Source organism: Nocardia sp. NPDC055165 (assembly GCF_053606985.1).
In genome coordinates this window covers 429806-440794 of the sequence record NZ_JBSGSS010000004.1, presented here as the reverse complement: position 1 = coordinate 440794, position 10989 = coordinate 429806, and the positions used below count along the sequence as shown (strand labels likewise).

The 10989-nt window shown below is 67.4% G+C and carries 12 protein-coding genes; 8 read left to right on the top strand and 4 right to left on the bottom strand.

What is annotated here, in order from left to right; all coding sequences use genetic code 11:
- Window positions 1–279: 279 nt before the first annotated feature.
- From ACWFRF_RS11420 to ACWFRF_RS11405, 4 genes are all read left to right on the top strand, one after another.
- Window positions 280–1056, top strand: coding sequence for a CPBP family glutamic-type intramembrane protease (locus ACWFRF_RS11420; protein WP_452449814.1), 777 nt, complete (start codon window positions 280–282; stop codon window positions 1054–1056).
- Window positions 1057–1223: 167 nt separating this feature from the next.
- Window positions 1224–2618 carry an LCP family protein gene (locus ACWFRF_RS11415; protein ID WP_378989551.1) on the top strand — a complete coding sequence of 465 codons (1395 nt, stop codon included), beginning with the start codon at window positions 1224–1226 and terminating at the stop codon, window positions 2616–2618.
- Between the two features lie 9 nt (window positions 2619–2627).
- Entirely contained in the window at window positions 2628–3164 is a 537-nt protein-coding gene (locus tag ACWFRF_RS11410) for a ferritin (protein WP_387445999.1), read from the top strand.
- A 142-nt stretch (window positions 3165–3306) separates the two neighbouring features.
- Window positions 3307–3855 carry a ferritin gene (locus tag ACWFRF_RS11405; RefSeq protein WP_379316652.1) on the top strand — a complete coding sequence of 183 codons (549 nt, stop codon included), beginning with the start codon at window positions 3307–3309 and terminating at the stop codon, window positions 3853–3855.
- Window positions 3856–4097: 242 nt separating this feature from the next.
- On the opposite strand, the gene ACWFRF_RS11400 is transcribed toward ACWFRF_RS11405, so the two are convergent.
- From ACWFRF_RS11400 to ACWFRF_RS11385, 4 genes are all read right to left on the bottom strand, one after another.
- A complete protein-coding gene (locus ACWFRF_RS11400; RefSeq protein ID WP_452449811.1) occupies window positions 4098–5018 on the bottom strand; it encodes a DUF5926 family protein in 921 nt (306 codons plus the stop codon).
- A gap of 63 nt (window positions 5019–5081) precedes the next feature.
- The gene (locus tag ACWFRF_RS11395; RefSeq protein WP_378989435.1) at window positions 5082–5849 is read right to left on the bottom strand and encodes a glycerophosphodiester phosphodiesterase; all 768 of its coding nucleotides are present in this window, start codon (window positions 5847–5849) and stop codon (window positions 5082–5084) included.
- Entirely contained in the window at window positions 5846–6886 is a 1041-nt protein-coding gene (locus tag ACWFRF_RS11390; protein WP_452449809.1) for a DUF4328 domain-containing protein, read from the bottom strand. Before ACWFRF_RS11390 ends, ACWFRF_RS11395 begins: the two co-directional genes overlap by 4 nt.
- Before the next feature lie 29 nt (window positions 6887–6915).
- On the bottom strand, window positions 6916–7275 hold the full coding sequence (locus ACWFRF_RS11385; RefSeq protein ID WP_379315668.1) for a rhodanese-like domain-containing protein: 360 nt from the start codon (window positions 7273–7275) through the stop codon (window positions 6916–6918).
- Window positions 7276–7611: 336 nt separating this feature from the next.
- Between ACWFRF_RS11385 and ACWFRF_RS11380 the strand changes: the two genes are divergently transcribed.
- The 4 genes from ACWFRF_RS11380 (at window position 7612) to ACWFRF_RS11365 (ending at window position 10880) form a co-directional block, all read left to right on the top strand.
- The gene (locus tag ACWFRF_RS11380) at window positions 7612–8223 is read left to right on the top strand and encodes a hypothetical protein (RefSeq protein ID WP_378989432.1); all 612 of its coding nucleotides are present in this window, start codon (window positions 7612–7614) and stop codon (window positions 8221–8223) included.
- 167 nt (window positions 8224–8390) lie between these two features.
- The gene (locus tag ACWFRF_RS11375) at window positions 8391–9014 is read left to right on the top strand and encodes a superoxide dismutase (RefSeq protein WP_194825332.1); all 624 of its coding nucleotides are present in this window, start codon (window positions 8391–8393) and stop codon (window positions 9012–9014) included.
- A 271-nt stretch (window positions 9015–9285) separates the two neighbouring features.
- On the top strand, window positions 9286–9813 hold the full coding sequence (locus ACWFRF_RS11370) for a peptidase (RefSeq protein WP_378989431.1): 528 nt from the start codon (window positions 9286–9288) through the stop codon (window positions 9811–9813).
- A 359-nt stretch (window positions 9814–10172) separates the two neighbouring features.
- A complete protein-coding gene (locus ACWFRF_RS11365) occupies window positions 10173–10880 on the top strand; it encodes a TMEM165/GDT1 family protein (protein ID WP_452449808.1) in 708 nt (235 codons plus the stop codon).
- The last annotated feature ends 109 nt before the right edge of the window (window positions 10881–10989 follow it).

Sequence of the window (10989 nt, the reverse complement as noted above, 5' to 3'; positions counted from 1 at the left end):
GGATCACCCGGCCCAGGCTGTCTGAGGGTTCTGCGTTGGTAGAGACACATCAGGATCACCCGGCCCAGGCTGTCTGAGGGTTCTGCGTTGGTAGAGACACATCAGGATCACCCGGCCCAGGCTGTCTGAGGGTTCTGCGTTGGTAGAGACCATCAGGATCACCCGGCTCAGGCTGTCTGGGGGTTCTGCGTTGGGCTCTCGGTGGGGGGTGCGTCTCACTTCGGGTTGCCGGGCTCGGCGGGAACCTGCTGCGACGCGTTCGCTGCTTACACTGCGCGCATGCGTGTCGATCCTCCCCAGGCCCCGCTGAGCGAGCGGGACAGGTTCGGGCTGCGAGTCGAGATCGCGATCGTTCTGCTCGTGACCTTCGGGTTGAGTGGGATCAGTGCCGGTCTGTCCCTGCTCGATTCGGCGTTGTCGCCGGGCGGGGTCGGCGGGCGCACGGTGGCATTGAACGCGTCGCGGTCGAACAACTCGTTCCTCGATCTGCTGTTCCAGCTCGTCGGGGTGACCCGGCTGTTGGCGTGGGCCGCGCTGGGACTGTATCTGTTGTGGCGCAACGGGATCGGGCCGAAATTGATCGGGCTGGCGCGGATCCGGCGCGGCGATGTCGTGGCGGGTCTGGCGCTGGCCGCGGTGATCGGGGTGCCGGGACTCGCGCTGTATCTGATCGCGCACGCGATGGGGATGAGCGTCACCATCGTGCCGAGTTCGCTGTCGGAGCACTGGTGGCGGCTGCCGGTGCTGGTCCTGTCGGCCTGTGCGAATTCCGTGGCCGAGGAAGTACTGGTTGTGGGTTATCTGATCACCCGGCTGCGCAAGCTCGGCTGGTCGGAGAACTCGTCGCTGGCCGCCTCGGCGCTGCTGCGCGGCAGCTATCACCTGTACCAGGGGATCGGCGGCGGCCTCGGCAATATCGTGATGGGCCTGATCTTCGGCCGCTACTGGCAGCGCACCAACCGCCTGTGGCCGCTGATCCTGGCCCACGCGACGATCGACGCTGTCGCCTATCTCGGCTACAACGTGCTGCGCGGACGGGTCGGCTGGCTGCCGTGAGACGCACCGGCAACGTGCCGGTGCACTGATGCGGTCGGCGTGTCGCGGCGAGTTTCACCACATCACCGCGTTTCGCGCTAACAGTGGCCCGCCGACGGGGTATCCCAGTAGTAACCGAGCGCGCAGAACCGACTCGCGCTCTCCACGATCAGTAGAGTTTGACGGTGATGAACGGCGACGATCCCCGCGAGGACCCCCGTAGACGCCGGGTGCCGCCGGCGTCCGGCCGCCCCGCGGTGCCCCCACCAGGTCGTCCTGTGCCGCCGCCCGGCCGCGCGATGCCGCCGGATCCGCGCTACGGCCGTCCGCCCGGCAACGATCGCCGCCCGAATCCCGAAGACGGGCCGACGGTGCGCTACAACCCGGCCCCCCGGCGCGGTGCCTCGCACGTGGAACCCACCCAGGTGCTGCACCGCGGCAACTCCGGCGACCAGCCGCTGGCCTACTCGCAGATGCCGTACGAGCGCGAGAAGCCGCGTCAACCACCACCACCGCCGCGTCGTGAGCAGGTCAGACACGCGCCGACCCAGCGGCCGGTCCCCCATCACGACGCGCTGCCGCCCCGCCGCAACCCACCGCCGGTCGTTGGGGGCAGGCAGCCGCAGCCCCCGCGGCGCAGGCGCAAACGGCATCCGTTCCGGTGGTTCACACTGATTGTCGTGTTGCTGATCGCCGGCCTCATCGCCGCGGTCGTACACCTGGACAACTCGCTGACCCGCATCACCGCGCTGCCCTCCTACAGCGACCGCGTGAGCAATACCCCGGGCACCAACTGGCTGCTCGTCGGCTCCGACGGCCGCGGTGACCTCTCGACCGAGCAGGAACAGGAACTCGCGACCGGCGGCGACACCGGACCCGAACGCACCGACACGATCATGATGGTGCACATCCCGTCCTCCGGCGCGACCACGATGGTGAGCCTCCCGCGCGACTCCTACGTGAACATCCCCGGCCACGGCAAGGACAAGCTGAACGCGTCATTCGCGCTCGGCGGCGCTCCGCTGCTGGTCCAGACGGTGGAGGAAGCCACGGGAGTGCGCATCGACCACTACGCGCAGATCGGTTTCGGTGGTTTCGCGAGCGTGGTGGACGCGATCGGCGGGATCGAGATGTGCCTGGACGAGCCGATCGTCGACCCGCTGGCCGGGCTCGACCTGGCCGCGGGTTGTCAGAAACTGTCCGGCCCGCAGGCCCTCGGATTCGTGCGCACCCGCGCGACCCCGACCGCCGATGTCGACCGGATGAACCGCCAGCGGATGTTCATGGCGGCGCTGTTGAAGAAGGCAACGGGCATGGGCACCCTCGCCAATCCGTTCGCCTTGTGGCCCATGGCAACCGGGGTCGCGGGGTCGCTCAAGGTCGACGACGGGGACCACATCTGGAACCTGGCGGCACTGGGCTGGGCGATGCGCGGCGACACCGTCACCACCAGCGTCCCGATCGGCGGATTCGACGACACCGACGTGGGCAACGTGTTGCTCTGGGACAAGTCGAAGGCCTCCGGGTTCTTCGAGGCGCTCGCCACCGATCAGCAGATTCCGGAGGAGCTGCTGACGCGGTAACGTCGAGGTATGCCCGAGTACCTGTCGTTCACCGAACTCCTGCGCGACCAGGTCAGTGCCGGTCTGACCGCGGCTCATCAGTATCTGGCCGCCGCCGTCTATTTCGACGCGCAGGATTTACCCGAGCTGGCCGGGCAAACCTACGCGCGTTCGACGGCCAACCACGGGCACGCGATGCGCATGGTGCAGTACCTCCTCGACCGCGACGTGCCGGTCAGCATCGGCGGGCTCGGCGAAGTGCGGTCGGAATTCGATTCCCCGCGCGCCGCGATCGCCTTTCTGCTCGACCGTGAACGGGTCACCACCGCGCAGATCAGCGCGCTCACAGCGGCCGCGCGTGACACCAATGATTTCCTCGGCGAACAATTCATGCAGTGGTTCCTGGGGGAGCAAGTCGACGATGTCGCCGGAATGACCACGCTGCTCACTGTGCTCGACCGACAGGACAACCTGTTCGACGTCGAGGAATTCATCCGCCGTGAACTGCGTGGCGCGGTGCGCGTCGACACCACGGCACCCCGAATGGCAGGCGCGAGTAAGGCATAGCCTCGCCGGCGTGCCGGCCGTGCGCAGCCCAGGAATGGCTGCACATCGGCGCTTATTAGGAAATACTTGGTTAGGGAATACTGTCCTCAATAAGGCTGCACTTGGATGACAACCCCCTATGACCAGCATTAATGTTGCCGCCATGTCGATTCATCCGGAAACCCCGCGAAGCAAGTTCCACACTCTGCTCCAAGACCAGATCCGGCATGAGTTCAATGCCGAGCACCAGTACATCGCGATCGCGGTGTGGTTCGACAACAACGACCTGCCGCAGCTGGCGAAGCGTTTCTACGCACAGTCGGTGGAAGAACGCAATCACGCGATGATGATCGTGCAGTATTTCGTCGACCGCGACATCTCCGTGGAGATCTCGGGCATCGACGCGGCGAAGTCGAAGTTCGAGTCCGCGCGTGAGCCGATCGAACTGGCGCTGGCCCAGGAGAAGACGGTCACCGACCAGATCGTGCAGCTGGCGAGCACCGCTCGTGAAGAGGGCGATTACCTCGGCGAGCAGTTCATGCAGTGGTTCCTGAAGGAACAGGTCGAGGAAGTGGCGCACATGACCACGCTGCTCAATATCGCCGATCGCGCCGGGTCGAACCTGTTCGATCTGGAGGCGTTCATGTGGCGTGAGCTGAGCACCCCGAAGGACGCGTCCGGCGCACCGTCGGTGGCCGGCGGCAGCGTCTAGCTCGAACGCGACAAGGATTCGGCTCGCGGGCAGCGAGCCGAATCCTTCGCGAGCGCTTTACCAGCCGGAGCCGGAGCCGCCCGAGCCGGTGTTGGCCAGCACGGTGCCGATCAAGATCTGGGCGAGACCGGCGATAGATCCGAGAAATTCCACGATGCCTCTTACTTTCCTTGTCACCGATTGTCCGGTTCAGTCGTGAACCTAGCCGACCAAATCTGTGAAAGAGGCATGTTTCATTAAGTTCAGCGCAGGGTGACCTGACGCGACCGCAAACCATCGCGCGAACGACGCTCTTCGCTGGTCATCGGCACGTCGGAGGCCAGCGCCTCGGCCAGGCGAGCACCGAATTCACGTGCCGGGGCCTCCCATTCGGCCGGGTGCCGCTCGGGATCGAGATCGAACACCGGCACCAGCAGACCGTGTGTGCGGAACGAACCGGCGAAGCGCGAACCCTCACCCAGGTGCAGACCACCGGTGGCGTGCACGCGAGCCAGCGCCAGCATCAGCGCGTCCTCGTCTTCGGGACGCACCCAGCGCACATGCGCCTTCTCGCCCGCGTCGACCCACCAGGCCGCGCCGACGGAATCCGGGCCGAGATCCAGCCGCGCCGACGGCATGATGGCCTGCTTGGCCTGCTCGATCGTCGCCGCCACCTGCGGATCCGGGGTGACACCCTCGGGCACCCACCAGTCGAAGTCCTGGTGCACGGTGAGCTCGAGATCGGCGCCGGGATCGATGACATCGGCCAGGCGCGGACCACCGTCGGCAGCGTCGGCGGAGTTCAGCGACTCACCGGGCTCGGCCGACTGGGTCCACAGGATCGCCGCCGCGATGTCGGCCGACGGGTCCTCGCCACGGAACTGCATCTGCGTGCCGACGAAGCCGACCGGCTCGTCGCCTGCCCGCACGAGCGCGGCCACCGCGCCGGGCAGCACCGTCGCCAGGGTGACCTCACGCTGCGCGGCCACACCCGGCGCGAGCTTCAAGGTCGCGGTCGCCGACGGCACGAACTCCCGCAGCGCCACCAGATCACATTCGGCGGCAAGACCCTCGAACGGCCGTGTCACGGCCGCGGATGCCTGCTCCTGCGCCGCACGCCGCTGCGCGAGACGCTGAGCCCGATTACTGTCGGGCTTCGGACTGTTCCGCTTGCTTTTACCCACGCGTGGAGTTTATGGCCGGGCGGCAAGTTCGCTTACCGCGCCCCCTGCCCAGGGCGCGTCCGGTCAGACTCCGGCGAGTAGCGCCTTGGTACGACCGGGGTGATTGGTCGCGACCCAGCTGACGCCCAGGTCGGCGCACAACGTCACGTCCTCGGGATCGTCGACGGTCCAGCAGTAGGTGGCCCGCCCCGCCGCGGCGGCCTTGTCGACGAGTTCGGGATGCTCACGCAGCGTTTTCACCGACGGCCCCACCGCGGTAGCGCCGACCGTGGTGGCCGCGCCGCCGCCGAGAAACCGCGACGATTCGCCGAGCAGCACCGTCGGCAGCAGCGGGGCGGCGCGGCGGATCCGCCAGACCGCGGTCGCCGCGAACGACATCACCACCGCGCGGGAATGATCGGCCGAGGCGGGCGTGGCGATGCCGAAGCGCTGCAGTTCGGCGAGCACCTTGTTCTCCACCAGGGCGCCGTAGCGCACCGGGTGTTTGGTCTCGATGAACAGTTTCGTCGGGCGGGTGCGCCAGTCGAGGACGAGTCCGATCAGATCGCTGAGCGCGAGCACGCCCTGCGGCGCGTCGTCGGTGCCGAAGTTCATGTCGCGCAGCTCGTCCAGCGTCAGTTCGCTGACCAGGCCGGTGGCGTCGGCGGTGCGGTCGACGGTGCGGTCGTGCACGCAGACCAGGTGGCCGTCGCGGGTGAGCCGGACGTCGCATTCCACACCGTCGGCCCCCTCCTGCAGGGCTAGCTCGTACGCGGCGAGAGTGTGCTCGGGTCGTGCCGCCGACGCGCCACGATGCGCCACCACGAAGGGTGGGCGATTGTTCTGGCTCACTTGGCCACGACCTCCTCCTGCGTATTCTCGCCTGCCCGGACAACATCCGCGCGTTCGGCCTCATCGTGCCCGGCGTCGTCGCGCGCCGCGACAGCGCCCGGCTCGACGGGTGCGATGACGACCTGCGCGGGGTCGGCCGCCATCACCCAGCGATGCGCGGACCTGATGTCGCCGCGCAGGTCGCGACCTTCCAGCGTGCGCACCATCCACAGCGTGAGCATCGCGAACCCGGCAGCACACAGGTTGGTGAAACCGGTGAACGAGACCCCGTCGGCCTCGGCCTGCAGGGTCGACGCATCGCGCCACAGCGTCGCCGCGATCAACAGCAGCCCGCTGAACACCCAAGCGGCCCACCAGATCCGCACGGCCCGCCACGAACGCGGATCGGGGTCGGCACCGAGGAGTTCGGTGAGGAACACGCCCGGCCAGATCAGATTGACGCCCGGCACAAGGCATCCCGCGATCAGCGACCAGCGCTTGCGTGGGTCACGCTTGCCGTAGGCGGTGAACACGATCGTGCGCGCCTCGATCAGCCAGGCGACCAGCGCCACCGCGGTCACCAGCGCGTAGATCGGCGCGATGACGCCGAACACCAGCACCGTCGCGTCGGAGATCGACAGCAGCCAGCCGGGGATGAGCCGGGCGCGGTTCTGCAACAGGATCAGGTAGCGGCCGTACTCGGCCAGCCCGGCGAGCAGGAAGACGATCGTGGTGCCGAGCAGCAGCCGGTCGCGGTGGGCCGCGATGCCGCGCAGCGGACGTTCGGGCGTGGGGGTCGCCGACGGCGGCGGGTCGAGCAGCCCCCAGCGCGGGGTCTGGGCGTAGCGCGGAGTCGGCCCGAGCGGGGCGGTGCTGGTGGCGCCCGCCTTACGGGTGCGGTGGTCGGGTCGGCGCGCGACCCAGCGGTAGTTGCGCTGGGTGGCGGGCGCGTCGACCTTGCCGGGCGAGAGCAGTACTCCTCGGCAGCGCGGGCACCAGTGCATCGGCGCGCCCTGCACGGCCCACCGCGCACCACAGCGTGCACATGGTTGCACCACCGAACTCACCCGCGCACCCCGCTTCCGGACTAGTAGATCTTGGCTTCGTGGTCGCCGTCGGCGACCACCGGGCGGCCGGTCTGCTGCCAGGCCACCATGCCCCCCGCGACGTTGACCGCTTCGTACCCGATGTGGGCGAGATACCGGACGACCTCGATGGACCGGCCGCCCTGTCGGCACACGACGTAGAGCTCGGCGTCGATATCGAGCTCGTCGAGGCGGGCGGGCACGTCGACCATCGGGATGTGGATCGCGCCCGGCGCGTGCCCGAGGTTCCATTCGTCGGGTTCGCGCACGTCGAGCAGCTGCGCACCCGGCGCGGGGTCCGCGTGGTCGAACGCGGCGGGTACCGCACCCACCGGCACGGTGGGGACATCGGAGCTCGTCACGCCTCGATCCTGCCATGCCGCGCGCGTTGCCGGGCGAGCCTGTGCGACGACGAGGTGCTGCGCGGACCTCAGCTACCGGTCAGCACACGGCCAACGGGAACCGGCTGCCGACAACGCCGACAGCCGGGTGGAACCAGCCGGGAACGACCGATCCGGGACTCCCCTCCATGTCATCCCGGAGCGGTCGTTCGCCGCTGACGTCGGGATTCGTGGAGTGTGTTCTGTCCCGACATCTACTTGGACGCAAGCGGGACCGATTCGGTTCCATAAAAACGAGAACACTAGAGAAAATCTTAAATCCTGGGATCTGGGCGGCCAGATCGGTAGCCTGGGCGCATGAACGTGAGCAGGGGGCTACTCGACAGTTTCGACATCAACGGCTTGAATACCGCTTTGTCCGAATCCACGTGTCTAGGGGTAGAAGTGGATGCCGCGGCGGGCCGGCTGCAACTCGCTCTGGAGGTGCTGACGCTACCCACGGATGGACCCGCGCCGATCGACACGAAAGTTCTGCTCACCTTCACCGGAGTCACCCGCGTCGCGGCCTCCCTGCGCATCCAGCGCTGGGACGATGTCGACGCCCGTGTGCTTCCCCTGAGCCTCGACCAGCTCGACGAGGCCATCGAGAGCTTCGGCGGCGGCGGGTTGCACGGCTGGGAGTTCATCGACCTCGACGACAGCGGCTGGACGCTGTGGAGCGAGTTGCTCAGCTTCGACACGGTGCTCGATCAGCGCATCGCCGCGCACGTCATCGAGTTCTCCCAGGAAGAAGGCATCGACCCGCGCGAACTCGACGTCCGCGTGTGGTTCGACAAGATCGTCGTCACGAACACCGCCGGCCTGGAGATTCCGATGAACGAGTTCATCGAGGGTGGTCGTCGCTGGTGGGACGCGCATGCCACCGGGGACGCCCGGACCACCAAAGCCGACATCGCACCGCCGCTGTAATATTCGCGGCCCGCGACCGCAGGCCACGCCCGCGAAGTTTCCATCTCGGTGATCGCAAGGGAATGCGGAACCGCGTGTGCGGGGTTGCAGCGAGCGGGTGTACGAATGATGGTTGGTGTTGTCGTCCGAACTGGGCGCACACAGCCCGACACACGGAAAGGGACATCGTGGCCGTCTACACGCTGCCGGAACTGGATTACGACTTCGGCGCACTGGAGCCTCACATCTCCGGTGAGATCAACGAGATCCACTACACCAAGCACCACGCCGCCTACGTCGCAGGCGCGAACAAGGCACTCGAGCAGCTCGAGGAAGCCCGTGAGTCCGGCGACCTGGCTGCCATCCTGCTGCTGGAGAAGAACCTGGCCTTCCACCTCGGTGGCCACTACAACCACTCCGTCTGGTGGAAGAACCTCTCCCCCAACGGCGGCGACCAGCCGGACGGCGACCTGGCCGCGGCCATCGCCGACCAGTTCGGTTCGTTCGACAAGTTCCGCGCGCAGTTCACCGCTGCCGCCAACGGGCTGCAGGGCTCCGGCTGGGCCGTCCTGGGTTACGACACCCTGGGCCAGAAGCTGCTGACCTTCCAGCTGTACGACCAGCAGGCCAACGTGCCCACCGGCATCATCCCGCTGCTGCAGGTGGACATGTGGGAGCACGCGTTCTACCTGCAGTACAAGAACGTCAAGGCCGATTACGTGACCGCGTTCTGGAACGTCGTCAACTGGGCCGACGTGCAGGACCGCTTCGCCCGGGCCGTCGGCCAGGGCAAGGGCCTCATCTTCGGCTGATCCGCCTCTCCGCGTATTTTGCCGGTCGTAGGTAGCTCCACGGGTTCTTGACCGGACTCGCGGTCGTGCGCCCCACGCTTCTGGGCGTGCCCGACGAGTTACCCATGTTCTTGCGAAATCAGGCGTTGCGCGAAAGACCTCCCGGTCATCGACTGGGAGGTCTTTTGCGTGGATTGCCCGTTCTGGCACTCACTGGTACTTGTGTGCCAGACGGGTTTGGGGTTATTCCTGTCATACGGGCACAGTCGCCCCCGTTAGTCGGGAGGCCATCATGAATACACAGGGTCCGATCGGGATCACGCCGTTTCAGGCGCGGGGACGATTGAGCGGGTTCGTGGTGTCGGGGCGGTGGCCGGATACCACCAAGGAATGGGCACAGGTGCTGGTGCTGGCCGTGCGGGTGGCGTCGATGCCGGGCTTGCTGGTGACCAGCACGGTGTTCGGGGTGCGCGAGGAGCTACCCGACGACCCGGAACCGGGCACGGTGGGCCTGGTGATGGCCGAGGGGCCGGTACTCGGCGATGAAGCGATCGAACCCGGCCGGTTCGCCGCGCACACCCCGCCGGCGCTGCTGATGCTGCACCCACCGTCGGAGACCCGTCCGTCGCTGCCCGAATGCGCGGGCGCGGCCTCGGGCTGCGTGCTGCTGCCCGGCGTGCCACACCTCGGTTTGGAGCATCGCGCGGCATGGGCCGAGGCCGAACTCGACGGCACGATCACCTCGCTGGTGAGCCGGGTCGGGATGGATCTGATCAGCGATCCTGATACCGCCGTGCTCGCAATGCTGCTGGCGGCCTGACTCTTTCGCCCGCGACGGGCGGGCGAATATTCGGCAACGGGTCTGCGTGCCACTGAAATCAGGGAAACCGAACTATCACCGCCGCACACCCAAACTTATTGTGCCCATTGAGATTTGGATTACCAGGACTTGGCATACCGGGAGCAACCGGACTAGAGTGGTGAACAGCGAAGGGGAGTAGCCCGCAATCGCCCAGTCGACATACTGATCGCCGCCGAATTCGGCGCGGTCCGGCTGCGTGAACCGGTGACCACCGGTGGGCGAGACCTTCGGCCACGAACCGATCCGTCGACCGGTGTGGCTGAAGGCGCACCCGTCTTTCAGCCACAGGCCGGAGTATTTTCCTGGGAGCTGACTTCATGATCGCCACGATCCTGCTGAGCTTCGGCGTGCTCTTCCTCGCCGAACTCGGCGACAAATCCCAACTCATGGCGCTGACCTTCTCGCTGCGTTACCGCTGGTGGGTGGTGCTGGCAGGCATCAGCGTCGCCAGCGTCGCCGTGAACCTCATCGCCGCGGGCGTCGGCCACTTCCTCGGCACGGCCCTGCCCGCGAACGCGATCGCCGTCATCACCGCGCTCACCCTGCTGGTAGTCGGCCTCTGGACCCTGCACGACGCGCTGAGCAGCGACAACGACTCCGAAGAGGCCCCGGAGCCGCCGAGCGCCCGCAACGCCTTCCTGGTGGTCATCTCCGCCTTCACCCTCGCCGAACTCGGCGACCGCACCATGTTCGCCGCCGCCGCCCTCGCCTCCAACAACAACTGGCTGGCCGTCTGGATCGGCTCGGTCGCCGGCATGGTCGCCGCGGGCGGACTGGCCATCCTGGTCGGCAAGTTCGCGGGCAAGCACCTGCCCGAGCGCGGCATCGCCATCGCCTCGGGCCTGCTGTTCCTGTTCTTCGCGGGCAAAACCGTGCTCGACGCGTTCGCGCCCTCGCTGGGCGGTTGGGGTTCGGCCGTGCTCGCCTTGATCGCACCCGCGCTGCTCGGCCTCGGTGTCGCCGTCTGGCGCACGCGTGCGAAGCCCGCCGTGCACGGCGATGAGCTCGCCGAGACCGCACGCTGAGTTCACGCCGGTTCGCAGCGGCGCGGCACCGACACGGTGTCGCGCCGCTGCTGTCCACCCCCCTCGATACGCGCGAATCTGTTGCGGGGCCGCGGCATTCGGCGGTTGA

Coding starts and splice junctions, on each gene's coding strand:
- ACWFRF_RS11420 (WP_452449814.1), top strand. CDS start 280: ATGCGTGTCGATCCTCCCCAGGCCCCGCTGAGCGAGCGGGACAGGTTC.
- ACWFRF_RS11415 (WP_378989551.1), top strand. CDS start 1,224: ATGAACGGCGACGATCCCCGCGAGGACCCCCGTAGACGCCGGGTGCCG.
- ACWFRF_RS11410 (WP_387445999.1), top strand. CDS start 2,628: ATGCCCGAGTACCTGTCGTTCACCGAACTCCTGCGCGACCAGGTCAGT.
- ACWFRF_RS11380 (WP_378989432.1), top strand. CDS start 7,612: ATGAACGTGAGCAGGGGGCTACTCGACAGTTTCGACATCAACGGCTTG.
- ACWFRF_RS11365 (WP_452449808.1), top strand. CDS start 10,173: ATGATCGCCACGATCCTGCTGAGCTTCGGCGTGCTCTTCCTCGCCGAA.
- ACWFRF_RS11370 (WP_378989431.1), top strand. CDS start 9,286: ATGAATACACAGGGTCCGATCGGGATCACGCCGTTTCAGGCGCGGGGA.
- ACWFRF_RS11405 (WP_379316652.1), top strand. CDS start 3,307: ATGTCGATTCATCCGGAAACCCCGCGAAGCAAGTTCCACACTCTGCTC.